Raw genomic sequence first — 23,488 nt, 5'->3', positions numbered from 1 at the left:
AGAAGCGCCATTTACGGAACCAGCGGGCTCACTCGGGCGCGACGACCAGCGTCAGCACGCCGGTGTAGGTCGCGCTCGCCTGCATCGTCTGCAGTACAGCCGAGCTCATCTTGACGACCAGCGTCGCGCTGGTGGCGACGCCCGACGCGCAGGTCGGCGAGGTCGCCAGCGTGCTCTGGCCGGTCAGCGCGGTGCCGCTGGTCAGTGGCGCGGTCACCGCCGCACCCGAGGTGTTGGCGAACTCGACGGTGTAGGCCGCGGTCGGCAGCAGGCCGCTCGCGAGGGTGAAGGCGCTGCCCGTGCCGTTGCCGGTCGCGGTGATGTTGTACTTGCGGCCCGAGGTGTTGCTCCACACGCAGATGTTCTGCGAGTTGGACACCGGGTTGACCGGGTCTACCGCCGAGAAGGTGACGTCGGAGAGCTTGCTGATCTGAACGCGGCCGGCGACCGACGCGTTGATCGTAACGGTGCCGGTGGACGTGGCGCCGAGCGTACCATCGGTAGCCGCCTGAGCGGTCCCGGCGGCAGCCGTGGCGAAAAGAAGGGCGACCGGCAGGAGCCGGGCGAAACGGTTGCGAATCATGTCTTTCCCCAAGACCTCGAGGAGCCGCCGGAAGTGGATCGGCTCTGGTCCGCATTGGACCAAACAGGCGTTAAATTAGTCTCAACCGCCTCCCCGCGCCGGTTAAGGCGCTGTGTTCGCTCACCTTTTCGTCGGGGCGCTCGATGCTGTCCCAAGCTGCGACAGCTTCTCCCCTCGAATCAGCTGTTAGGACCGAAATGGTTAGCGACGCGTAAACCCTGTTCGACGAACTGGGCCGCATCCGCCTGACGGCCGCGTGTTCGTCCTATGATGCTCCGGGGGGCTGGAGATGGATGATGCGCGTTTGCTCCTGCCTGCTGATCGTCGGCGCTGCCCTGGCCGCGACACCGGGCGCCGCCGCGACCGACGGCCGGATGGGCGCGCTGTCGAGCGGGACGGTCACCATCCGCGTTTCGGTCGCCCCGCGCGCCTGGCGGCCCGGCGAAGGCACGCTGTGCGTCGCCGCGCCCACGAGTGGCTATTCGCTGAGACTGGCGGACTCGGGGCGTCCGGTCGCAGCCACCATCGCGCCGGGCCTGTGCGTCGCCCGCGCGCAGGGCGTGATTCTGCCGCCCGCCGTGCGCAAAAGCGGCGACACGCTGCTGATCGTGGCCGAGTGAAGTTTCACCGCTGAGTGTTGGTCACCACCGGACGGTGACTGGAGCGGGCGAAGGGATTCGAACCCTCGACCCCAACCTTGGCAAGGTTGTGCTCTACCCCTGAGCTACGCCCGCTCTGGCGCCATGAGCCGGAGACCGGCTGGGTGAGGGCGCGCAGCTAGCAGGGGGTCGGCAGCCGCGCAACCCCTTCCCGCGCCAGCCTTGCGGCCCCGCCCCCAGCGCCTCATATGCCGGGCGACCCCGTAACCGTACAGGAACTCCGACCGTGGCCACCCTGGGATTGAGCGCCGACGAGCGCGACGCCATCGCCAAGTTCCAGAAGGACGTGCTCGAGCCGTCGATGAGCGGTCTCGTCATCCTCGATTTCTGGGCGGAATGGTGTGGCCCGTGCAAGCAGCTCGGCCCGACGCTCGAGAAGGTCGCCGCCGACTATGCCGGCAAGGGCGTCAGCCTGGTCAAGATCGACGTCGACCAGGACAAGGTCATTGCCGCGCAATTCCGCATCCAGTCGATTCCGACGGTCTATGCCTTCTTCGGCGGGCAGCCGGTCGCCGACCTCACCCCCTATCGCAGCGAAGGGCAGATCAAGAAGGCGCTCGACCAGCTGATCGCCCAGCTTAACGTCCCCGGCGAGGAGCAGGCCCGCGAGGCCGAGATCGAGCCGCTGATCGCGATGGGCGAGGAAGTGCTCGACGGCGGCGACGCGGCGCGGGCCGAGAATATCTTCCGCCAAATCCACGAAATGGCGCCCGAGCATCCGCAGGTGATCGGCGGGCTGGCGCGCGCGCTGATCGCCGCCGGTCGCGCCGACGAGGCGCAGGAGCTGCTCGACGGCGCGCCGGCCGACGCCGCCAGCGACCCCGCGCTCGCCCGCGCCCGCGCCGCGCTGGCGCTGACCGCCGCCGCCCCAGCCGAGCCGACCGAGGAACTCGAGCAGCGGCTCGCCGCCAACCCCGACGACCACCAGGCCCGCTTCGAGCTGGCCGGGGCACGGATGGCCAACGGCGACCGCGACGGCGCCGCCGACGCGCTGCTCGAGATCGTCGGGCGCGACCCCGCCTGGAACGACGGCGCCGCCCGCGCCCGCTTCCTCCAGTTGCTCGAAGCCGCGGGGCTCGAGGACCCGTGGGCGCGAACCCAGCGGCGGCGGCTGTCGGCCTTGCTGTTCACATGAGCGCCGCGCCGCTCCGGCTCCCGCTCTTTCCGCTCGGCGGGGCGATCCTCTTTCCGCGCAGCCAGATCCCGCTGCACATCTTCGAGCCGCGCTATCGCACGATGATCGAGGATGCGAGCGCGGGGGCGGCGCGGATCGGGATGATCCAGCCCTTGGGCTCGGGCGACGATCCGCAGCATCCGCCGCTCTACCGGGTCGGCTGCATCGGCGAAATCGTCGGGCTGGAGGAACTGGAGGACGGGCGCTTCAACGTAGTGCTGCAGGGCTCGACCCGCTTCCGGCTGATCGCCGAGGCCGACGTCGGCACTCCCTATCGCCAGGCCGACGTCGACAGCGCGGCGTTCGACGACAGCGACCCCGACCCGCTCGGCCTTGCTCAGCGCGCCGAGGTCGAGCGCGAGGCGCGTCGGCTCGGCGATGCGATGGGGCTGACGGTCGACTGGAGCGCGGTCGAGCGCCTCGACGACGAGATGCTGGTCAACGCGATCGCCCAGGTCGCGCCGTTCGACGTCGGCGCCAAGCAGGCTTTGCTCGAGGCCGCGCTGCTGCCCGAGCGCGCCGACCTTTTGGTCCAGCTGATGCAATTCCTCCGCCTGGCGGTCGGCGGCGGCGAGCAGAGCCCGCGGCTGCAATAGCTAGATCGGCAACCCGCGCAGCAGCAGCGGCAGGTCCCCGCTGGTCCCCCGCGCCTCGGCGTTGAGCCGTTCCTTGAGCGGCCCGACCCGGTCGATCAGCGCCATGCCGAACCGCCGCACCGCCGAAGCCGCCTTGCCCGGTACTCCGTAGAGCCGCGCGAGGCTGTCGGTCGCCAGCGCCACCGACAGCGTGTCGAGCGCGCGCCACTGCTGATAGCGCGCGAGCAGTTGCGCATCTCCAAGGTCGAGCCCGAGCCGCGCCCCGTCGACCAGCACCTCGGCCAGCGCCGCGACATCACGGAAGCCGAGGTTGAGCCCCTGCCCGGCGATCGGGTGGATGCCGTGCGCGGCGTCACCAACCAGCGCCAGCCGGCGATCGGTGATCCGCGCCGCATGGTGAAAGCCGAGCGGATAGGTCGAGCGCGGCGCGGTCATCCGCACCTTGCCCAGCAATCCACCCATCGCCGCCTGCACTTCCGCGGCGAAATCCTCGTCGCTCAGCGACAGCCAGCCCGGCGAGTCGGCGCCCGCCACCGACCACACCAGCGCCGAGCGGTGCGACCCGTCGGCCAGGTCGGTCATCGGCAGCAGCGCGAACGGTCCGTCGGGGAAGAAGATCTCGTAGGCGACGTCCTCGTGCGGACGCTCGTGTGCCAGCGTCGAAACGATCGCCGCATGGTCGTAGCGCCAGCGCGCCAGCCGGATCCCGGCCGCCTCGCGGGTCGGCGAGTTGCGCCCTTCAGCGACCAGCAGCAGCGGCGCACGCGCTTCGCGCCCGTCGCTCAGCGTCACCGCGACCCCATGGTCGCCGCGATCGATCGTCGTCGCGCTGGTCTGCCACAGCAGGGTGATCCCGGGTCCCGCCTCGGTCCGTCCCCGCAGCGCGGCGCGGAGGTGGCGATTCTCGTGCATCCAGCCGAGTGGCTCGTCGGGCTCAGCCTCGAAGGTGAGCCCGCCCGGCGCCAGCCCGTCCGACGCGCGGATCGCTTTGATCGGGCTGCCCGGCGCGGGAAAATGGTCGGCGACCCCGATCGTCCGCAGCATTCGCAGCGACGAAGAGGAGATCGCGCTGGTACGGCCGTCGAAGGCGGCGTCCTTGCGCAGGTCAGGGTCGGCGGGGTCGATCACGATGCTGGTGAGCCCGCTCGCGTCGAGCGCCGCCGCCAGCGTCAGCCCGACCAGTCCGCCGCCCAGGATTATCACATCGCTGCTGATCATGCCGCCGCTCTGTCACCGCGCGGCCACGCACGCAATGCAGCCGTGCGGCCGTCCTTGACCCCGGACTCCGCCGTCAGGCACAATGACGTCATCGTTTCGGGTGGGGATAAGGACAATGGCGACGGTGGCGGGACGCGCGCAGCGGCGCGAGCTGGAGCCGGACTGGCGCGACCGGCTGACCGACACGGTGAAGGCGTTCGCGCTGCGCATCCTCGGCGCATTGCTGCTCGCCGCCAGCCTCGGGCTCGCGGTCGCCTTGCTCACCCACCAGAGCACCGACCCGAGCTGGAGCACCGCCGCCGGCGGCCCGCCCGACAATTGGCTCGGCGCGCCCGGCGCCTACCTTTCCGACATCCTGCTGCTGCTGTTCGGCGTCGGCGCAATTCTGTTCCTGCCGGTGATCGCCATCGCCGGCATCCGCCTGCTGCGCGGCGAAAGCGCCGGGCGGATCGGCCGCGCATTGTTGTTCACGGGCCTCGGCGCCCTGCTGCTCGGCGGCGCCCTCGGCCTGACCGCCGGCTCGGCGGTGTCGGGGCTCCCCGGCGGCTGGGGCGGCGCGCTCGGCCTCGCCGGCGCCCACGGCCTCGAATATGGGGTCGACCAGATCGGCAATCCGGCGATCGCGGGGCCGCTCCGGCTCGGCCTGATCGTCATCCTGGCGCTGGCCGGGGTCGTCCTCGCCTTCCTCGCATTGGGCCTGCGCGACGAGGAACGCGGCTGGGTCGCCGAGCGCTTCCGCCGGCCCGAGCGTGAGGACCGTCCGGTCAAGCCGCGCAAGACCGCCGCTCCGCGCGAAAAGCGCCTCGACGAAGCCGCCGCGATGCCGCCTCGTGGCCGTCCCGAAGTCTCGGTCGCCGAGCCGAGCGGTGCGCTCAAGCCCGCGCGCGGCAAGGCCAGGGAGGCCGCTGCCACCCGCGGCCAGCAGCAGAGCCTCGCGCTCGGCGACAACTTCCAGCTGCCCCCGATCGACCTCTTGACCGCTCCGCCCGCCGGCGGCCGCGCCCCGATCGACAAGGCCGGGCTCGAGCGCAACGCCCGCCTGCTCGAAGGCGTGCTCGAGGACTTCCACGTCCGCGGCGAGATCGTCGAGGTCCGCCCCGGCCCGGTCGTCACCATGTATGAGCTCGAGCCCGCCAGCGGGATCAAGGCGAGCCGCGTCATCCAGCTCGCCGACGACATCGCCCGCAACATGTCGGCGCTGTCGGCCCGCGTCGCCACCATTCCCGGCCGCAGCGTGATCGGCATCGAACTCCCCAACGTGAAGCGCGAGACGGTCGCCCTGCGCGAGCTGATCGCCAGCCAGGCGTTCGAGGACCAGTCGATGAGCCTGCCGCTGATCCTCGGCAAGAACATCGCCGGCGATCCCGTCATCGCCGACCTGGCGCCGATGCCCCACCTGCTGGTCGCGGGCACCACCGGCTCGGGCAAGTCGGTGGGCTTGAACGCCATGATCCTCTCGCTGCTCTACCGGATGACCCCGGACGAGTGCCGGATGATCATGATCGACCCCAAGATGCTCGAGCTGAGCGTCTACGACGACATCCCCCACCTCCTCTCCCCGGTCGTCACCGAGCCGGCCAAGGCGATCCGCGCCTTGAAATGGGCGGTCGAGCAGATGGAGGAGCGCTATCGGATGATGGCCAGCCTCGGCGTCCGCGCGCTCAAGAGCTTCAACGAGAAGGTGCTCGACGCCAAGGCGCGCGGCACCAAGCTCGGGCGGCGGGTCCAGACCGGTTACGACGCCGACAGCGGCCAGCCGATCTACGAGACCGAAGAGCTTGAGTATGGGGTCCTGCCGCAGGTTGTGGTGGTGGTCGACGAGCTCGCCGACCTGATGATGACCGCCGGCAAGGAAGTCGAATTCCTAATCCAGCGGCTCGCCCAGAAGGCGCGCGCGGCGGGCATCCACCTCATCATGGCGACCCAGCGTCCCTCGGTCGACGTTATCACCGGCGTCATCAAGGCCAATCTGCCGACACGCATCAGCTTCCAGGTGACCAGCAAGATCGACAGCCGCACCATCCTCGGCGAACAGGGCGCCGAGCAGCTGCTCGGCAAGGGCGACATGCTCTACATGCCCGGCGGCAAGCAGATCCTCCGCGTCCACGGCCCGTTCGTCAGCGACGAGGAGGTCCGCGCGGTCGCCGAGCATTGGCGCCGCCAAGGCACCCCCGACTACATCCAGGCGGTCACCGAGGAGCCCGAGGACGGCGGCTATCTGCTCGACGGCGCCCCGGCGGGCGAGGACGATGCCGAGAGCCAACTCTACCGCAAGGCGATCCAGATCGTCGCCGAAAGCCAGAAGGCCTCGACCTCCTACCTCCAGCGCCAGCTCCGCGTCGGCTACAACAGCGCCGCGCGGCTGATCGAGCGAATGGAAAAGGACGGTCGGGTCGGCCAGCCCGACCATGTCGGCCGCCGCGAAGTGCTGATGGACATGGACGGCCACCCGCTCTGAGCCTGAACGCGGCGGAACTGCGGGGTTCAGAGCGCATTCAACGCCAAACCGCCATTCGCGCGGACCAGCCTTTCTCAGGAGTGCGCATGACCATTTCGATTTCCGCCGCGCGGCTGCTCGCGCCGGTCGCCGCCGTGGCGCTGGTCGCGAGCGCGCCCGCGCCGGCCCAGACCGCCGACGCGCTCGGCCAGGTCGAGCGCTCGCTGTCCGCCACCCAGACGATGACCGCGAGCTTCCTCCAGACCGACCAGAAGAATCGCCAGCTCCGCGGCACCCTCCAGCTCAAGCGTCCGGGCAAGGTCCGCTTCCAATATGGCGGCCGCGCCAACATGCTGCTGGTCGCCGACGGCCGGAAACTGACCTTCATCGACTATGACGTCGGCCAGAAGTCGAGCTGGGGAATCGGCAATTCGCCGCTGTCGGTGCTGCTGTCGCCCCAGCCCGACTTGAAGCGCATCGCCTCGATCGTCCCCAACAGCGATCCGCGCATCGTGCTGGTCCGGGCCCGCGACAACCGCCGGCCTGAATTCGGCACAATCATCCTCGCTTTCGTCAAGACCGGCGACGCCCCCGGCGGGCTGCGGCTCGAAGGCTGGACCGCGATCGACGCGCAGAGCAAGCGCACCACGGTCAAGCTCGACGGCCAGCGCTACAACGTCCCGATCGGCGACGACGCTTTCACTTACGCCGACCCCAAGCGCCGGAAATAGCAGGGCGAATCCCAGTATCTGAACGCAACTGTTAATGCTGCCGACAGGGTAAGCCTGCTAGATCGATCCCGATCGCTGGCTGAGCCGGGGTTTCCCCCTGTTACCCGGGCGCTGGTGATCACCTCGCGTGACGAACGCTTGGTCGGCCCTCGCTCCATGCCCCCGGAGCGGGGGCCTTTGCCTATTCGGGCGCGGTTCGGCAAAGGAACGGCGTGACCAACCTCAAGATCGCCAGCTGGAACATCAACTCGGTCCGCGCTCGCGCGGCCATCGTCGAGCGCTTCCTGCTCGAGCAGTCGCCCGACGTCCTCTGCCTGCAGGAAACCAAGGCGGCCAACGACGTCTTCCCGACCGAGCTGTTCGAGCGGCTCGGCTACGTCCACCAGCAATTGAACGGCCAGCGGATGCACCACGGCGTGGCGATCCTCTCGCGCCTGCCGCTCGCCGACCCGGGCAGCCACGACTGGCAGGACAATGGCGAGGCGCGCCACGTCGGTGCGCGGCTGCCGGGCGGCGTCCGGCTCGAGAACGTCTACATCCCCGCCGGCGGCGACATTCCCGACCGGACCCTCAACCCTAAGTTCGGCCAGAAGCTCGACTTCCTCGAGCGGATGACCCGCTGGTCCGAGGGACTGAAGGAACCGACCGTCATCGTCGGCGACTTCAACGTCGCCCCGCTCGAGAGCGACGTGTGGAGCCACAAGGCGCTGCTCGACGTCGTCAGTCACACGCCGATCGAGGTCGAGGCGCTCGGCCGGCTTCAGGCGGCGCACGACTGGGTCGACCTCGGCCGCCAGTTCATCCCCGCGCCCGAGCGCAATTTCACCTGGTGGAGCTATCGCTCGCTCGACTGGACCCGCAACGACCGCGGGCGGCGGCTCGACCACATGTGGTGCTCGCCCGAACTCGCGCCCCAAGCGACCGCCCACGCCGTCCATGAGCCGTGCCGCGCGTGGGAGAAGCCGTCCGACCACGTGCCGCTGGTGGTCGAGTTCGCGCTGTGAACCGGGTCCGCGCGGCCATCGCCGTGCTGGCGGCCGGGCAGGCGATCACCATCGGCGAACTCACCGTCGCCGCGGTCGAGACGGGCGAGGATCCCGGCGGCGACCTCATCATCAGCGGCGAACGTGCCGCCGCGCTCGGCCTCGGCCAGCGCCGCGAGGCCGCCGATCCCGCGCAGCCGGTGCGCATCCTCCGCTCGGACTGGCTTCATGACGTCAACGTCCGCCAGCTGGTCGACCCCAGCCTCGACTTCAGCCGCGGCCCGCTCGGCCCGTTGTCGCTCGGCACCCTCGACGACCCGCCAAGCGCGCGCGCCGCGCTGACCCTCGCCCGCCTCGCCGCACTGCTGCCGGCGCTGTGGATCGCGCCTGCCGCGCAGTCGGTTCTCCACCTCGACACCGCCGAAGCCCTTGCCGCCAGCCAGCGCCGCGCGGTCACCCTGGCCGCCCGCGCCCGCTTGCCCATCGACGGCATCGACGCCGACACCCAGGTCGCGGTCTTCCGCGCGACCGAGGACGGCAGCGAGCATGCCGCAATCGTCGTCGGGGCGCCCGGCGGCGAGCCGCCGCTCGTCCGCCTCCACAGCGAATGCCTGACCGGCGACGTGTTCGGCAGCTTGAAGTGCGACTGCGGTCCGCAACTCCACGCCGCCTTGCGCCTGATCGCCGAGGCCGGCGCCGGCGTCCTCCTCTACCTTCGCGACGAAGGGCGCGGGATCGGGCTCAGCAACAAGATCCGCGCCTACCAGCTCCAGGACCGCGGGCTCGACACGGTCGAGGCCAACCGCCGGCTCGGTTTCCCCGACGACGTCCGCGACTATGCGCTGGCGGCGGCGATGCTTCGGGCGCTCGGGATCGACCGGGTGCGGCTGCTGACCAACAATCCGGCCAAGCTCGCCGGCTTAGCCGCGGCGGGCATCGAGGTCGTCGAGCGGGTCGCGCACCACATGCCGACCAACCCCCACAATGCCGACTATCTCGCCACGAAGCAGCGCAAGAGCGGCCACCTCGACTGAGGGTTCATTACTCGAACAGCGCGGTCCCGACCCGGACGGCGGTCGCCCCGAGCATCACCGCCGCGCGATAATCGCCGCTCATCCCCATGCTCAAACCCGTGACGTCATGCCGCCGCACCAGCTTGGCGAGCAGGGCGAAATAAGGCGACGGCTCGACTCCGGCGGGCGGGATGCACATCAGCCCGGCGAGCGGCAGCGGTCCGGCGCGGACCTGCCCGAGAAACTCCGCCAGTTCGCCCAGCGCGACCCCGCCCTTCTGCGGCTCGTCGCCGATGTTGACCTGGACGTAGACCGTCGGCGTGCGCGCGGCCTTGTCGCTCGCCTTGACCAGCGCCTCGAGCAGGCTCGCCCGGTCGAGCGAATGGATCACGTCGAACAGCGCCACCGCTTCCTCGGCCTTGTTCGATTGCAGCCGACCGATGCAGTGCAGCGCGACGTCGGGATGCGCGGCCTTGAGCGCGGGCCATTTCTCCTCCGCCTCCTGCACGCGGCTTTCGCCGAACACCCGCTGCCCGGCGGCGATCAGCGACTCGATCTCGGCCGCCGAGCGCGTCTTCGACACCGCCACCAGCGTAACCTCGTGCGGATCGCGCCCGGCGACTCGCGCGGCGGCGGCGATTCCATCGTTGACGGCGGCAAGGCGGGTGGCAGCATCGGTCACGCCGCGCTGCTATAGCGAGCCCCATGACGACGCAACGCTGGCCCGGCGCTTGGCTGATGACCGACGAGCGGATGGGCGAGAAGCTCTGGCCAGCGATCGAGTGCGCGGGTGATGCGAGCGCGGGGATCATCCTGCGCCATCACGCCACCGAGCCCCAGCGGCGGCGGGTGATCGGGTCGAAGATCGCCGACCTCGCCCACAAGCGCGGCCTCACGCTCGGAGTTGCGCGCGACGCCGCGCTGGCCCGCGAGCTGGGCGCACGGCTGGTCCACAATCCCGACGGGCCCAGTCTTGGTCTGCCTTTTTCGCGCGCGGTGCATGACGAAGCGGAGGCGCTGGCGGCTGCGGCCGAGGGCGCGGCACTGGTGTTCGTCTCGCCGGTCTACGCCACCCGCTCGCATTCCGAGGCAGTGCCGCTCGGCGAGAAGGAGGCGGCGCGGCTGGCGGGGATCGCCGGCGCACCGGCCTATGCGCTCGGTGGAATCGACTCGCGCGACTGGAGGCGGTTGCGCAAGCTTAAGGCGCTGGGGTTTTCCGGGTGGGCGGGGATCGACGCTTGGATCGCACTGGCGAAGGGGCGGTTTCGGTTGTGAGGGGGTGAGGCCGTCACGGGAGTAAATCCCGTGACGTCAGTCCTGTCACTTCGTGCCGGCTGGCCGGCCTTCGCCGTCTCTTTGCGTAAGGCGCGCTGCCGCGCAGCGCAGGCCTTACGCTCGGCGGCTCAGGCTTAGAACTTCAGCGCCGTCCCGACGTAGACAGCCTGGCTGTCGCGGCGCTGGTCGGAGAAGGTGGCGATCTTCTCGCGCTCAATCTTGTAGCGGACGCCGCCGGTCAGCGCGATGTTGCGCGAGACGTTATAGGCGCCGCCCACGTCCAGCGCGTAGCTGTTGTTGAAGGCGATCGCGGGGACCGCGCGGTCGGTCCGGTCGGCGCTCGCGGCGACGCGGCCGGTGAAGCGCTTCAGATTGTAATTGACGCCGACCACCGCACCTTCGCTGGCGCCGAGCGCGGGAACGTCGGCCTTGGCGCGGGCGACGTCGCCGGTGATGGCGAAGCGCTTCCAGCCCACGGCGACGCCGAGGTTATAGCTGGCCGGGGTCAGCGCGACGCCCTGGCTGACCGGCTGGGTCACCAGCTCGGTCGTCTTGAGCGAGCGGTTGGGCAGCTCGGCGCGGATCGCGACGCGGACCTGATTCGGGCGGCGCTTGGCCGCAGCCGGGGTGAAACCGAAGTCGTTGGCGAGCGCCGGCCGGCTGGCCAACGCCGCGGCGAGTCGCGGATCGACCTGCGAGGGCGTGAACCCCCGCTCGAACGACAGCGCGAGCGCGGGCGGCTTGGTATTCTTGGACGGGGCCGCGATGACGATCGTCGCGGGCAACAGCAGGCTGGCCGCGGCGAGCGCCACGGCAATCTTGCCTTTGCTGAAATTGCCCCGGTTCATCGTCGAGTCACCACTCCCTGTGTTGAGGATATAGCCTCGCGAAGATGAATGTTCCACGACAGTTCCGAGTTCGCCGGCCGATGTGACATTGAATCCACAGAACGGTTCCACCGACGTGCCGCTTGCCCGCATTGGCACAGCATCTATAACGCCGCCCAACCCTGACCGCTTCAAGGCAGAAAGACGAAAACCGATGGTCCGCACCACTTTCACCGCCGCGCTGATTCCCCTCGCGCTGCTTGCCACCGGGTGCGCGCGCAACCGGGACGTGCCGACCCGGCTCGCCCCCGCCCGGCTGACCCAGATCGGCGTCAACACCTACCTCTGGCGCGCCGCGATCGACACGCTGAGCTTCGCGCCGCTGATCACCGCCGACAGCAATGGCGGAGTGATCGTCACCGACTGGTACGCCAACCCCCAGGCGCCGGGTGAGCGGGTCAAGCTGACCGTCTCGATCCTCGACCAGGACCTGCGCGCCGACGCGCTGCGGGTCGCCGCCAGCCGCCAGGTCAACCAGGGCGGCCAGTGGGTCGACGCGCCGGTCGCCGCCGCCACCGTGCAGAAGCTCGAGGACATCATCCTGACCCGCGCCCGCGACATCCGCCGCGGCACCGTCTCCGGCTAAGCTTCGAGGAATCATGACCGACCGTTTCGACCCGGCGGCGAGCGACTCCCGCTGGCAGGAGCGGTGGGAGGCCGAGGGCTGCTTCCGCGCCGACAGCGCCAGCCCCAAGCCCAAGTCCTTCGTGCTCGAGATGTTTCCCTACCCGTCGGGACGCATCCACATGGGGCACGTCCGCAATTACACGATGGGCGACGTGCTCGCGCGCTTCCGCCGGATGCAGGGCTTCGAAGTCCTCCACCCGATGGGCTGGGATGCCTTCGGGATGCCGGCCGAGAATGCGGCGATGGAAAAGAAGGTCCATCCCGGCAGCTGGACCCGCGAGAACATCGCCACCATGCGCGGCCAGCTGAAGCGGCTCGGCTTCGCGCTCGACTGGAGCCGTGAGCTCGCCACCTGCGAACCCGATTACTACGGGCATGAGCAGGCACTCTTCCTCGACCTGTTCGCCGCCGGCCTCGTCTTCCGCAAGGAATCGGAGGTCAACTGGGACCCGGTCGACATGACCGTGCTCGCCAACGAGCAGGTGATCGACGGCAAGGGCTGGCGCTCGGGCGCCCCGGTCGAGCGGCGCAAACTGAGCCAGTGGTTCCTCAAGATCACCGACTTCGCCGAGGAGCTGCTCGACGGCTTGGGCACGCTCGACCAGTGGCCCGACAAGGTCCGGCTGATGCAGGAAAATTGGATCGGCAAGAGCCAGGGGCTCCAGTTCCGTTTCCAGCGTGCCGATACGGCGGGCGAGATCGAGGTTTTCACCACCCGTCCCGACACCATCTTCGGCGCCAGCTTCGTCGCCATCTCGCCCGGCCACCCGATCGCCGAGGCGCTCGCCGCCGAGCGACCGGAGGTCGCCGACTTCATCGCGCGCTGCAAACAGGGCGGCACCACCGCCGCCGAGATCGAGACCGCCGAGAAGCTGGGCTTCGACACCGGGCTCGAAGTGCTCCACCCGCTCGATCCCGACTGGCGCCTGCCGGTGTGGATCGCGAACTTCGTGCTGATGGACTATGGCACTGGCGCGCTCTTCGGCGTTCCCGCGCACGACGTCCGCGATTTCGAATTCGCGACCAAGTACAAGCTGCCGATCCGCCGCGTCGTCGCCGCCAGCGCCAACGAGGCTGGACTGCCGATCACCGCCGCCGAAGTCGGCTCAGGGGTCGCGGTGAACTCGCGCTTCCTCGACGGGCTGACCAGCGAGGCCGCCACCGCCGAGGTCATCCGCCGTGCCGAGACCGCCGGCTGGGGCCAGGGCACGATCCAGTACCGCCTGCGCGACTGGGGCGTCAGCCGCCAGCGCTACTGGGGCACGCCGATCCCGATCATCCACTGCGACGCGTGCGGCGCGGTCCCCGTCCCGCGCGATCAGCTCCCGGTGGTGCTGCCCGAGGACGTCAGCTTCGACATCCCCGGCAACCCGCTCGACCGCCATCCGACCTGGACCAAGGTCGACTGCCCGCAGTGCGGTGCGGCGGCGCGGCGCGAGACCGACACGCTCGACACCTTCGTCGATTCGTCCTGGTATTTCATCCGCTTCGCCAGCCAGCCGAACGATCAGCCGTTCGACCGCGCCGAGGCCGAGGCCTGGTTGCCCGTCGGCCAATATATCGGCGGGGTCGAGCATGCGATCCTCCACCTTCTCTACGCCCGCTTCTGGACCCGCGCGCTCGAGCGGATCGGCAAGATCGGCGTGACCGAGCCGTTCAAGGGCCTGTTCACGCAAGGAATGGTCACCCACGAGACCTATCGCGCCGGCGACGGCAGCTGGCTTAGCCCCAATGAGGTTCAGCGCAACGGCGACGACTGGGTGCACATCGAATCGGGCCATCCGGTCACCCCCGGCCGGATCGAAAAAATGTCCAAGTCGAAGAAGAACGTGATCGACCCCGACACGATCATCGACCGCTACGGCGCCGACGCGGTGCGCTGGTTCATGCTCTCCGACTCGCCCCCCGAGCGCGATCTCGAATGGTCGATTGGCGGGATCGAGGGCGCCGCCCGCTTCGTCCAGCGGGTGTGGAAGCTGACCCAGACCGCCGCTTTGGCCGACGCGACCGGCGACGACCTCGCGCTGCGCCGCCGCGTCCACAAGACCATCGCCGCGGTTGCCCAGGCGATCGAGGGCCTCCAGTTTAACAAGGCTATCGCCAGCCTCTACGAGCTCACCAGCGCGATCGAGAAGGCCGCGCCCTCGGCTGACCGCAGCACGGCCGTCCGCACCCTGCTCATGCTGGTCGCGCCGATGGCCCCCCACCTCGCCGAGGAAGCCTGGGCGAACCTCGGCGGCGCCGGGATGATCGCCGACCAGCCGTGGCCCGCGCACGATCTCGCGTTGCTGGTCGACGACCAGGTCACCGTCGCGGTGCAGGTCAACGGCAAGCTGCGCGACACGATCGCCGCCGCGCGCGGCCTCGCCCGTGAGGAACTGCAGGCGATGGCGCTCGGCAGCGACAAGGTCGCCAAGTTCCTCGACGGCGCCGAGCCGAAAAAGGTGATTGTGGTGCCCGACCGTCTGGTGAACATCGTCCTGTGACCCGCCTTCCCCTTCTCTTTGCGCTGGCCTTCGCCACCGCCGGCTGCGGCCTCCACCCGCTCTATGCCGGGGGCGAGGCCGGCCCGGTCGCGCAGCTGCTCCACTCGGTCGCGGTGCAGCCGATCCCCGGCCAGTCGGGCTATCTGGTCCGCTCGGCGCTGGTCGACCGGCTCGGCACCACCGATCCCACGCCGCGCTACCGCCTCCAGGTCGAGCTTGACGATTCGATCGAAGGCTTCGGCATCCGCAGCGATTCGGCGGTCACCCGCGAACGCCGCACCCTGCGCGCGCGCTACCGGCTGGTCGACGCGACCACCGGCGCGGTCGTGCTCGACGCCACCGCCGGCTCGGATTCGGGCATCGACGTCGTCAGCAGCGAATATGCCACCGTCGCCGCCGAGCAGAGCGCGCTCGAGCGGCTAAGCGTCATCGTCGCCGACCAGATCGTCGCCCGCATCGGTCTGTTCGCGACCCGCTCGGGCGGTCGGTGAAGATCGCCAAGGGCCAGGTCGACCGCACGGTCGATCGGCCCGACCCGGCCACGCGCCTGTTTCTCTTCGCCGGTGAGGATGAATCCACCTCGCGCGCGCTGGCGGCGCGTCTGCTCGCCGCGCTCCGGGCCGAGAAGGAGCCGCTGACTGGCGCCCAGCTCAAGAGTGACCCCGCCCTCCTCAGCGACAGCGCCAGCGCCATCTCGATGTTCGGCGGCGCGCGTCTGATCTGGGTCGAGCCCGCCGGCGACGAATCACTGGCGGCGGTGGAAGCGTTGCTCGCCGCCCCCGCGGTCGAACATCCGACCGTGTTGATCGCCGGCGCGCTTAAGAAGACCTCGGGCCTCCTGAAGGCGGTCGACGCCCATCCCGCCGCTTTGTCGCACCTCTCCTACACCCCCGATGCCGCCAACATGGGCCGCTTAGTCGCCGATCTCGGCCGCGCGCGCGGGCTGCGGCTGTCGCGCGACGTCGCCGACCGCCTCGCTGCCTCAGCTGGCGCTGACCAGGCGATCGTCGCGCAGGAGCTGACCAAGTTCGCGCTCTATCTCGACGCCTCGCCCGAGCGCCCGCAGGAGCTCTCCCCCGAGCATCTCGACCGGCTCGGCGCCGATGCCCCCGACCGCGACCTCGCGCGCGCTGGCGACCTCGCGCTGAGCGGCGCCCTCGCCGAACTGGCCGATGAGTTGGGGGTGGCCGAGGAAGCCGCCAACGACGCCATCCCGATGACCCGCTCGCTCCAGCGCCGCCTGCTCCAGCTGGCCCCGCTGCGCGCCCGGCTCGACGCCGGCCAACCGATTGACGCGGTGCTCACCGGCATCTTCTGGAAGGACCGCGCGCTGGTCGGACGGATGCTCTCGCGTTGGTCGAGCCCCCGGTTGGCGCAGGCGCTCAGCCGGCTGGCGCAGGTCGAACGGCAATTGCTCCAGGGTGGCGCCGCACCGCCCCCGGCGGCAACGCTCGGCACCGAATTGCTGCAGCTCGCCCGCGCCGGGCGGCGCTAAGGCCTAGATCGGCTCGCCGGTCAGTCGCTGGCAGACGAGGTCGAGCTGGTCGAGCGTCGAGAAATGCAGCGTCACCGTCCCGGCGCTGCCCTTGGCCGCGATCTTGACCCGCAGGCCGAGCACGTCGCCCAACTGCCGCTCGAGCGCGGCGACGTCGGCATCCTGGACCTGCCCGCCATTGCGCGCCGAACCGCGCGCCAGGTCGGTCCCCGCGCCCGGTCGGACCGCCTTGGCAAGCTGCTCGGTCTGGCGAACCGACAGGCCACCGCTGATCACTTCGCGCGCCAGCGCCTCGGGATCTTCGGCACTGGCTACCGCGCGCGCGTGACCCATGCTGAGCTCGCCGCGCCGGAGAAGCTCACGAACATATTCGGGAAGATCGCGTAATCTCAACAGGTTAGCGACATGGCTGCGCGATTTGCCGACCAGCTTGGCGACCGCATCCTGGCCATGACCGTAACGCTCGATCAGGCTGGCGTAGGCGTCGGCCTCTTCGAGCGCATTCAGATCCTCGCGCTGGACGTTTTCGATCAGCGCCACCTCGGCGCTTGCCGCCGCGTCGAACTCGCGGACCAGCGCCGGGATCTTGTGCAGCTGCGCGCGCTGCGAGGCGCGCCAGCGCCGCTCGCCCGCGATCAGCTCGAAGCGCCCATCCTTGAGGTCGCGGACGAGGATCGGCTGGAGCACCCCGCGTTCGGCGATCGACGCGGCGAGCTCGGCGATCGCGGCATCGTCGAACGCCTGCCGCGGCTGCTGCGGGTTGGGGCTGATCGCGCCGACGTCGATCTCACGCACCCCGCCCCCGCGCGCCGCCTCGAGCTCGGGCTGCGCATCGCCGAGCAGCGCCGACAGCCCGCGGCCGAGACCACGCTGACGAAGTTCGTTCATGCCGCCTCCCCGACCGCCGGCTGCGGCAGGCGATCCATCAATTCCTTGGCCAGCCGGACGTAGGCCTCGCTACCCGAACAGCGCAGGTCGTAGATCAGCGCCGGCAGCCCATGGCTCGGCGCTTCCGACAGTCGTACGTTGCGCGGCACCACCGTCTCGAACACCGCCGACCCGAGGCAGGCGCGGACGTCCTCGGCGACCTGCCGCGATAAGCTGTTGCGGCGATCGAACATGGTGAGCGCGACCCCGAGGATGCCGAGGTCGGGGTTGAAGCGGGTGCGAATCCGCTCGACCGTCTGTAGCAACTGGCTCAGCCCCTCGAGCGCGAAGAACTCGCATTGCAGTGGCACCAGCAACTGTTTGGCGGCAATCAGCGCATTGACCGTCAGCAGGCCGAGCGAGGGCGGGCAGTCCATCAGCACGATGTCCCACCGCGCCGGCGCCGCGTCGAGCGCATCGGCCAGGCGGTGGGTCCGCCGCTCGAGATCGACCATCTCCACTTCGGCGCCCGACAGATCCTGCGTCGCGGGGACGAGGTCGAGGCGCGGGACCCGCGAGGGCACCACCGCTTGCTCGAGCGTCGAATCGCCCATCAGCACGTCATAGCTCGACCGCTCGCGCGCCGCCTGGCTGACGCCCAGCCCGGTCGACGCATTGCCCTGCGGATCGAGGTCGAGCAACAGCACGCGCCAACCGGTAGCCGCCAGCGCCGTCGCAAGATTGATGGCGGTAGTGGTCTTGCCCACCCCGCCCTTCTGATTGGCGACCGCAATCCGGATCATCCTCGCCCCTTCCGCCTGGCTGAGACCTCGGAAGCCACCACGATCACCGCGTCCCCCTCGGTGATGCTGCGCTCCGTTCGGAAACGACCTTGCCACGAGGCCTGCGCCGCGGCCAGTTCGTTTTCGCCATTGCGCCCCTTGGGGAGCACCCAGACGGTCTCAGGATGCGACAGATGGTGTGCGGCAGCAAATAATTTGTCGACCGATGCTACCGCGCGCGCCGTGATCGCGTCGAACCGACCGCTCAAGCGCTCCGCCTTGCCATGGAAGACGCGCACGTGGGGCAAGTTGAGGTCAGCGATGCAGCGTTCGAGAAACTCGACGCGAAGGCGGCGCGGCTCGATGAGAGTGATCGGCTGCTCGGAGAGGATGGCGATGACCAACCCCGGAAGGCCAGCGCCCGACCCGATATCGGCAATCGCTCCGTGCGGTGTGAAGCGAAGGAGCTGCGCGCAATCGATAATGTGGCGCGACCAAATCTTATCTAGTGTCGATGCCGAAATGAGATTTTGCTGCTCGTTTCCCCCTCTGAGTAGCGCCACGTAGCGCTCGAGCCTCTCGAATGTTTCACGTGAAACATCGCGCTGCGCGGCATCACTAACCTGCTCGATCATGCCGCCCGACGCGCGATCATCAGATGTAGCGCGGACAAGGCCGCGGGACTGATTCCCGGAATGCGCGAAGCCTGGTCGAGGTTATCAGGCCGCGCTGCCGACAGCCGCTCGGCCATTTCGATCGACATTCCCGCAATGGTCGCGAAGTCGAGGTCAGCCGGAATCATCGTCGCCTGCGCCGCCCGCATCGCCGCCCACTCGCGCTCCTGCCGCGCAACGTATGGCGCGTACAGAGCATCGGCGCGGCCCTCTTCCGTATTCGCGAAGGCGGTCGTGCCGCGGAAGCGCAAGTGGTCTTCAATCTGCTGCCGCCTCCGCTCACCAACTGCGCACGAGGCAATCGCCGCCTCTCCCAATCGCGCCGTGGCGTTGTCCGCGCGTAGAGCCAACCGATGCTCGGCCCGCGCCGTCATCATTCGATAGGGCTCGCTTACGCCCTGGACGATGAGGTCGTCGATCAGCACCCCGATGTAGCTGGTGCGGCGGTCGAACAGAACCGGGGCAATATCGCGCGCGTGCGCCGCTGCGTTCATCCCGGCCACCAGACCCTGCGCCGCCGCTTCCTCATAGCCGGTCGTGCCGTTGATCTGTCCCGCGAGAAACAGCCCGCTAATCGCCTTGCTCTGCAACCGCGCATCGAGGTGGCGCGGATCGACATGCTCATATTCGATCGCATAACCCGGACGGACAATGACGGCGCGTTCGAGCCCAGGGATCGAGCGGACGAAGTCGCGCTGAACGTCTTCGGGCAGCGAGGTCGAGATGCCGTTGGGATAGACGAGTTCGCTGTCCAGCCCCTCGGGTTCGAGAAAGACCTGGTGCCCATCGCGGTCACCGAACCGCCGCACCTTGTCCTCGATCGACGGGCAGTAGCGCGGTCCCCGCCCCGCAATCGCGCCCGAATAAAGCGGCGAGCGATGTTCGGCCGCGCGGATCAAATCGTGCGTCATTGCAGTGGTTCGGGTTATCGCACAGGCGAGTTGTGGCGGACGGGCGCCGTCGTCGAGCGCGCTCATCTGCCAACAGTCGCGGTCCGATGGCTGCTCCTGCAGTCTCGCCCAGTCGATTGTGCGCCCGTCGAGCCGCGGGGGCGTCCCGGTCTTGAGACGCCCCTGTGCCAGACCTAGCGCGCGCAGCTGGCCCGACAGCACGACTGCCGCCCGCTCGCCTCGCCGTCCTGCCGGCGTCGCTTGCTCGCCGAGATGGATGACAGCGTCGAGGAAGGTCCCGGCGGTGACGACGACCGCCCGCGCACCGAGAGTCGTGCCATCGGCGAGCCGGAGACCCACGACCGTCTGGCCTTGAACGAGGAGCTCGGTCGCTTCTCCTACGACGACCTCGACACCGCTCTCCGCCATCAATGTCTTGATGGCCTCAGCATAAAGCCGCCGATCCGCCTGGACCCGCGGCCCTTGCACCGCCGGACCCTTGCTCCGGTTGAGCATGCGCCGATGAATCGCGCTGCGGTCGGCGGCGCGGGCCATGAGCCCGTCGAACACGTCAAGCTCGCGGACGAGATGACCCTTGCCGACGCCGCCAATCGACGGGTTGCAGCTCATCTGGCCGAGATTGTCGGCTTGCATCGTCACGAGCGCCACCCTTGCCCCGCGGCGCGCGGCTGCAGCGGCGGCCTCGCAGCCGGCATGACCCCCGCCGATGACGATTACGTCAAACATGCGGGCCTCATAGCGCAGCCGTGTTTCACGTGAAACATCACTTACCGAGACAGAACCGACCAAAGAGCGAGTCGAGCATTTCTTCCGTGCTGGATTGCCCGGTAATCCGATCCAGAGCCTCGCGGGCCAGACGCAATTGATACGCCGCGATAACGATGTCGTGCGAAACGCAACTTAAGGCGTTCAAGGCCTCGGCTAGCAAATCGGCTTGCCGACGATTGAGGCTTGTGAGATCCGGCGGCGGAAACGCGCTGGCCGCCTGATCGCGGACTGCCGCAAGCAGCGTAGCAATGCCTTCGCCAGTCAACGCCGACACGCCGAAACTGCTTGGCGGTGGGGAGCCGCGGCGATCAATTTGCGCATGCACCTTGATGACGCGCGAATGGTCGGGCGCCTCGTCGGGCGCGCCGAGCCAAAGGACGATACCGGCCCCGGCCACCTGTGCGTGAGCGCGCTCAACCCCGATCGCCTCGACCTGGTCACCTGTTTCTCTCAGTCCCGCGGTGTCGACGAGCACGAGCGGCACCCCGTCGATCGCAATTGGCGCTTCGAGCGCATCGCGGGTTGTCCCCGCGACCTCGGTGACGATCGCCCGCTCTCTCCCAACCAGCGCATTGAACAGGCTCGACTTGCCCGCGTTGGGCGGACCGGCGAGCACGATCCGCACACCTTCGCGAAGAAGGTCGGCGCGTGGCCGCGCCAGCCAGACGCGCCACTCATCGGCCAGCGCGACAATGGCGGCGCTGAAGGCGGGCTCGTCGAGTGCGGTCTCATCTTCGTCGCCGACGTAATCGATCGCGGCCTCGGCCTGCGCTGACAGCTCGATCACGCGGCGGCGCCAGTCTTCGATCAGGCGTCGGGTGCTGCCCTCCGCAGCGCCGACCGCCGCGCGACGCTGCCACTCCGTCTCGGCTTCGAGCAGATCGGCAAGCCCCTCGGCTTCGGTAAGGTCGATCCGCCCGTTGACCACCGCGCGGCGGGTGAATTCGCCTGGCTCGGCCTCGCGCACTCCCGGCTGAGCGGCAAGCGCCGCGCAGACCGCCGCCACCACAGCGCGGCCGCCATGGCAGTGGAACTCGACCAGATCCTCGCCGGTCGCGCTTGCGGGCCCATCGAACCGCAACAGCAACGCCTGGTCGAGCACGCTCCCGTCGCTTGCCCGCAACGTGCGCAACCGCGCCTCGCGTGCCGGCGGCAACGCCCCCGCCAGCGCGGCCGCCGCAGCGTGCGCGCGCGAACCGCTCAGGCGAATAACCGCAATCCCCGCCGGCGGCCGTCCGCTCGACAGGGCGAAAATCGTTTCCTGATCAGTCACTTAAGGCCATCGCTACACATCCGCGCCCGGCTCGGTCAGAGCCCGAACACCGTCCGCAGCCCGAGCACATGGTCGCCGCCGAGCCAGCCCTCGACGATCATCTTGCCAGCCACATACAGGATCACCAGCAGGCCGATATAGTTGATCCACGGGAAGCGCTCGATCAGCTTGGCGACGTAATTGGCCGCCAGCCCCATGAACAGCACCGAGCAGGACAGGCCGACGAACAGCAGCGCCGGATTCTCGCGCGCGATCGAGGCGACCAGCAGCACATTGTCGACGCTCATGCTGAGGTCGGCGATGGTGATCTGAATCGCCGCCTGAACCAGCGTCTTGGAGGGCGGCGGCCCCTCGATCTCGGGCGTGTCGGGATCGTCGCACTCGACGAGCTTGGCCGGGTGCAACCCGCGCCACATGTTGAAGGCGACCCAAAGGAGCAGTAGCCCGCCGGCGAACACCAGCCCGGTAATCTTGAGCAATTGAGTGGCGATCAGCGCGAAGCCGATCAGGAACACCAGCGCCATGCCGACGCCGAACAGGAGGACCTTGCGGCGGTCCTTGGGCGGCAGGCCCGAGGCGAGGCTGCCCATGATGACGACATTGTCGCCGGCCAGCGTCAGGTCGCCGACGATGATCTGGCCGAGGCCGGCCAGCCCAGCGGGCGTGAAGATTGACGCAAAATTCAACATGACAGCGCTTTAATCTTCTGACGCCGTCCGTCCAGCCCGAGCCCGGCACCGGGCACGCATGAAACGTGCCCGGTGCCGGGCTTGAGCTTACTGGTTCATCGAGGCGAAGAAGTCCTCGTTCGACTTGGCGTCCTTCATCTTGTCGAGCAAGAACTGCATCGCGTCGATGGTGCCCATCTGCATGAGGATCCGGCGGAGCACCCACATCTTGGTGAGGATATTCTGCTCGACCAGCAGCTCCTCCTTGCGGGTGCCGCTCTTGCCGACGTCGAGCGACGGGAAGATGCGCTTGTCGCTGACCTTGCGGTCGAGCACGATTTCGCTGTTACCGGTGCCCTTGAACTCTTCGAAGATGACCTCGTCCATCTTGGAGCCGGTGTCGATCAGCGCGGTGGCGATGATCGAGAGCGAACCGCCCTCCTCGATGTTGCGGGCGGCGCCGAAGAAGCGCTTGGGACGCTGCAGCGCGTTGGCGTCGACACCGCCGGTGAGCACCTTGCCCGAGCTCGGCACCACCGTGTTGTAGGCGCGGCCGAGACGCGTGATCGAGTCGAGGAGGATGACGACATCCTTCTTGTGCTCGACCAGCCGCTTGGCCTTTTCGATCACCATCTCGGCGACCTGGACGTGACGCTGCGCGGGCTCGTCGAAGGTCGAGGAGATGACCTCGCCCTTCACGCTGCGCTGCATGTCGGTGACTTCCTCGGGCCGCTCGTCGATCAGCAGGACGATCAGGAACACCTCGGGATTATTGTCGGTGATCGCCCGCGCGATGTTCTGCAGCAGCACGGTCTTGCCGGTCCGCGGCGGCGCGACGATCAGCGCGCGCTGGCCCTTGCCGAGCGGGGCGACGATGTCGATCACCCGCGCGCTCTTGTCCTTGATGGTCGGGTCGAGCGTGTCGAGCTTGAGCTTCTCGTTCGGATAAAGCGGGGTCAGATTATCGAAATTGACCCGGTGACGAACCTGGTCGGGATCGTCGAAGTTGATCTGGGTGACCTTCGTCAGCGCGAAATAACGCTCGCCGTCCTTGGGAGCGCGAATCTCGCCCTCGACCGTATCGCCGGTGCGCAGGCCGAAGCGGCGGACGACCTGCGGGGTGACGTAAATGTCGTCGGGCCCGGCGAGATAATTCGCCTCGGGACTGCGGAGGAACCCGAATCCGTCGTTGAGCACCTCGATGGTGCCGGTCCCCATGATCTCGGCGCCGCTTTCGGCGCGGACCTTGAGGATGGAGAACATCAGGTCCTGCTTGCGCAGGGTGCTGGCGCCCTCGACTCCCATCTCCTCGGCCATCGCGACCAATTCAGCGGGAGTCTTCTTCTTCAATTCTTTCAAATGCATGTGTGTATGCCTGGGT

General features: G+C 68.8%; 23 protein-coding genes and 1 tRNA gene. 12 read left to right on the top strand and 12 right to left on the bottom strand.

Going from position 1 to position 23,488, the window contains the following annotated elements; all coding sequences use genetic code 11:
- Window positions 1–28: 28 nt before the first annotated feature.
- On the bottom strand, window positions 29–583 hold the full coding sequence (locus tag GCU42_RS10820; RefSeq protein WP_114227516.1) for a hypothetical protein: 555 nt from the start codon (window positions 581–583) through the stop codon (window positions 29–31).
- Between the two features lie 293 nt (window positions 584–876).
- Here GCU42_RS10820 and GCU42_RS10815 point away from each other — a divergent pair, with 293 nt between their 5' ends.
- A complete protein-coding gene (locus tag GCU42_RS10815) occupies window positions 877–1,203 on the top strand; it encodes a hypothetical protein (RefSeq protein ID WP_114227515.1) in 327 nt (108 codons plus the stop codon).
- A 39-nt stretch (window positions 1,204–1,242) separates the two neighbouring features.
- On the opposite strand, the gene GCU42_RS10810 is transcribed toward GCU42_RS10815, so the two are convergent.
- Window positions 1,243–1,317, bottom strand: a tRNA-Gly gene (locus GCU42_RS10810).
- A 151-nt stretch (window positions 1,318–1,468) separates the two neighbouring features.
- Here GCU42_RS10810 and GCU42_RS10805 point away from each other — a divergent pair.
- The gene (locus GCU42_RS10805) at window positions 1,469–2,377 is read left to right on the top strand and encodes a tetratricopeptide repeat protein (RefSeq protein WP_114227514.1); all 909 of its coding nucleotides are present in this window, start codon (window positions 1,469–1,471) and stop codon (window positions 2,375–2,377) included.
- Window positions 2,374–3,012 (top strand): LON peptidase substrate-binding domain-containing protein, encoded by a 639-nt coding sequence (locus GCU42_RS10800; RefSeq protein ID WP_114227513.1) that lies wholly within the window; start codon window positions 2,374–2,376, stop codon window positions 3,010–3,012. Before GCU42_RS10805 ends, GCU42_RS10800 begins: the two co-directional genes overlap by 4 nt.
- Here the strand turns inward: GCU42_RS10800 and GCU42_RS10795 are convergent, their stop codons facing one another.
- On the bottom strand, window positions 3,013–4,230 hold the full coding sequence (locus tag GCU42_RS10795; RefSeq protein ID WP_114227512.1) for an FAD-dependent monooxygenase: 1,218 nt from the start codon (window positions 4,228–4,230) through the stop codon (window positions 3,013–3,015). It lies immediately after the preceding gene.
- Between the two features lie 115 nt (window positions 4,231–4,345).
- Between GCU42_RS10795 and GCU42_RS10790 the strand changes: the two genes are divergently transcribed.
- The 4 genes from GCU42_RS10790 (at window position 4,346) to ribA (ending at window position 9,415) form a co-directional block, all read left to right on the top strand.
- A complete protein-coding gene (locus GCU42_RS10790) occupies window positions 4,346–6,688 on the top strand; it encodes an FtsK/SpoIIIE family DNA translocase (RefSeq protein WP_114227511.1) in 2,343 nt (780 codons plus the stop codon).
- An 86-nt stretch (window positions 6,689–6,774) separates the two neighbouring features.
- A complete protein-coding gene (locus GCU42_RS10785; protein ID WP_114227510.1) occupies window positions 6,775–7,398 on the top strand; it encodes a LolA family protein in 624 nt (207 codons plus the stop codon).
- 212 nt (window positions 7,399–7,610) lie between these two features.
- Window positions 7,611–8,402 (top strand): exodeoxyribonuclease III, encoded by a 792-nt coding sequence (locus GCU42_RS10780; RefSeq protein ID WP_114227509.1) that lies wholly within the window; start codon window positions 7,611–7,613, stop codon window positions 8,400–8,402.
- Window positions 8,399–9,415, top strand: coding sequence for a GTP cyclohydrolase II (gene ribA / locus GCU42_RS10775; protein WP_240309429.1), 1,017 nt, complete (start codon window positions 8,399–8,401; stop codon window positions 9,413–9,415). Before GCU42_RS10780 ends, ribA begins: the two co-directional genes overlap by 4 nt.
- A 7-nt stretch (window positions 9,416–9,422) precedes the next feature.
- On the opposite strand, the gene GCU42_RS10770 is transcribed toward ribA, so the two are convergent.
- Window positions 9,423–10,076 (bottom strand): YggS family pyridoxal phosphate-dependent enzyme, encoded by a 654-nt coding sequence (locus GCU42_RS10770; RefSeq protein WP_114227508.1) that lies wholly within the window; start codon window positions 10,074–10,076, stop codon window positions 9,423–9,425.
- A gap of 23 nt (window positions 10,077–10,099) precedes the next feature.
- Between GCU42_RS10770 and GCU42_RS10765 the strand changes: the two genes are divergently transcribed.
- The gene (locus tag GCU42_RS10765; RefSeq protein WP_114227507.1) at window positions 10,100–10,669 is read left to right on the top strand and encodes a thiamine phosphate synthase; all 570 of its coding nucleotides are present in this window, start codon (window positions 10,100–10,102) and stop codon (window positions 10,667–10,669) included.
- 134 nt (window positions 10,670–10,803) lie between these two features.
- Here the strand turns inward: GCU42_RS10765 and GCU42_RS10760 are convergent, their stop codons facing one another.
- Window positions 10,804–11,517 carry a hypothetical protein gene (locus GCU42_RS10760; RefSeq protein ID WP_240309428.1) on the bottom strand — a complete coding sequence of 238 codons (714 nt, stop codon included), beginning with the start codon at window positions 11,515–11,517 and terminating at the stop codon, window positions 10,804–10,806.
- Window positions 11,518–11,710: 193 nt separating this feature from the next.
- Between GCU42_RS10760 and GCU42_RS10755 the strand changes: the two genes are divergently transcribed.
- From GCU42_RS10755 to holA, 4 genes are read left to right on the top strand one after another with little or no spacing between them, the layout of a single operon-like run.
- The gene (locus GCU42_RS10755; RefSeq protein ID WP_114227506.1) at window positions 11,711–12,142 is read left to right on the top strand and encodes a DUF3576 domain-containing protein; all 432 of its coding nucleotides are present in this window, start codon (window positions 11,711–11,713) and stop codon (window positions 12,140–12,142) included.
- A 13-nt stretch (window positions 12,143–12,155) separates the two neighbouring features.
- On the top strand, window positions 12,156–14,669 hold the full coding sequence (gene leuS / locus GCU42_RS10750; protein ID WP_114227505.1) for a leucine--tRNA ligase: 2,514 nt from the start codon (window positions 12,156–12,158) through the stop codon (window positions 14,667–14,669).
- The gene (gene lptE / locus GCU42_RS10745; protein WP_114227504.1) at window positions 14,666–15,160 is read left to right on the top strand and encodes an LPS assembly lipoprotein LptE; all 495 of its coding nucleotides are present in this window, start codon (window positions 14,666–14,668) and stop codon (window positions 15,158–15,160) included. The genes leuS and lptE overlap by 4 nt, the downstream gene beginning before the upstream one ends.
- Window positions 15,157–16,164, top strand: coding sequence for a DNA polymerase III subunit delta (gene holA / locus GCU42_RS10740; protein ID WP_114227503.1), 1,008 nt, complete (start codon window positions 15,157–15,159; stop codon window positions 16,162–16,164). Before lptE ends, holA begins: the two co-directional genes overlap by 4 nt.
- 3 nt (window positions 16,165–16,167) lie before the next feature.
- Here holA and GCU42_RS10735 read toward each other — a convergent pair whose 3' ends face one another.
- The 7 genes from GCU42_RS10735 to rho all read right to left on the bottom strand — a co-directional run bounded on the left by GCU42_RS10735 (window position 16,168) and on the right by rho (window position 23,472).
- Entirely contained in the window at window positions 16,168–17,052 is an 885-nt protein-coding gene (locus GCU42_RS10735) for a ParB/RepB/Spo0J family partition protein (protein WP_114227502.1), read from the bottom strand.
- Window positions 17,049–17,834: a ParA family protein gene (locus tag GCU42_RS10730; RefSeq protein ID WP_114227501.1), complete on the bottom strand. Its 786-nt coding sequence runs from the start codon at window positions 17,832–17,834 to the stop codon at window positions 17,049–17,051. Before GCU42_RS10730 ends, GCU42_RS10735 begins: the two co-directional genes overlap by 4 nt.
- Entirely contained in the window at window positions 17,831–18,448 is a 618-nt protein-coding gene (gene rsmG / locus GCU42_RS10725; protein WP_114227500.1) for a 16S rRNA (guanine(527)-N(7))-methyltransferase RsmG, read from the bottom strand. Before rsmG ends, GCU42_RS10730 begins: the two co-directional genes overlap by 4 nt.
- Window positions 18,445–20,124 (bottom strand): tRNA uridine-5-carboxymethylaminomethyl(34) synthesis enzyme MnmG, encoded by a 1,680-nt coding sequence (gene mnmG, locus GCU42_RS10720; RefSeq protein ID WP_114227499.1) that lies wholly within the window; start codon window positions 20,122–20,124, stop codon window positions 18,445–18,447. The genes rsmG and mnmG overlap by 4 nt, the downstream gene beginning before the upstream one ends.
- Before the next feature lie 37 nt (window positions 20,125–20,161).
- On the bottom strand, window positions 20,162–21,439 hold the full coding sequence (mnmE, locus tag GCU42_RS10715) for a tRNA uridine-5-carboxymethylaminomethyl(34) synthesis GTPase MnmE (RefSeq protein ID WP_114227498.1): 1,278 nt from the start codon (window positions 21,437–21,439) through the stop codon (window positions 20,162–20,164).
- A gap of 35 nt (window positions 21,440–21,474) precedes the next feature.
- Window positions 21,475–22,128 (bottom strand): YjbE family putative metal transport protein, encoded by a 654-nt coding sequence (locus GCU42_RS10710; RefSeq protein WP_114227497.1) that lies wholly within the window; start codon window positions 22,126–22,128, stop codon window positions 21,475–21,477.
- An 87-nt stretch (window positions 22,129–22,215) separates the two neighbouring features.
- Window positions 22,216–23,472 carry a transcription termination factor Rho gene (gene rho, locus GCU42_RS10705; RefSeq protein ID WP_114227496.1) on the bottom strand — a complete coding sequence of 419 codons (1,257 nt, stop codon included), beginning with the start codon at window positions 23,470–23,472 and terminating at the stop codon, window positions 22,216–22,218.
- Window positions 23,473–23,488: the final 16 nt, after the last annotated feature.

The sequence above is a fragment of the Sphingomonas ginsengisoli An et al. 2013 genome, assembly GCF_009363895.1.
GTDB classification, from domain to species: domain Bacteria; phylum Pseudomonadota; class Alphaproteobacteria; order Sphingomonadales; family Sphingomonadaceae; genus Sphingomicrobium; species Sphingomicrobium ginsengisoli.
This window is presented reverse-complemented; position numbering and strand designations above follow the sequence as displayed.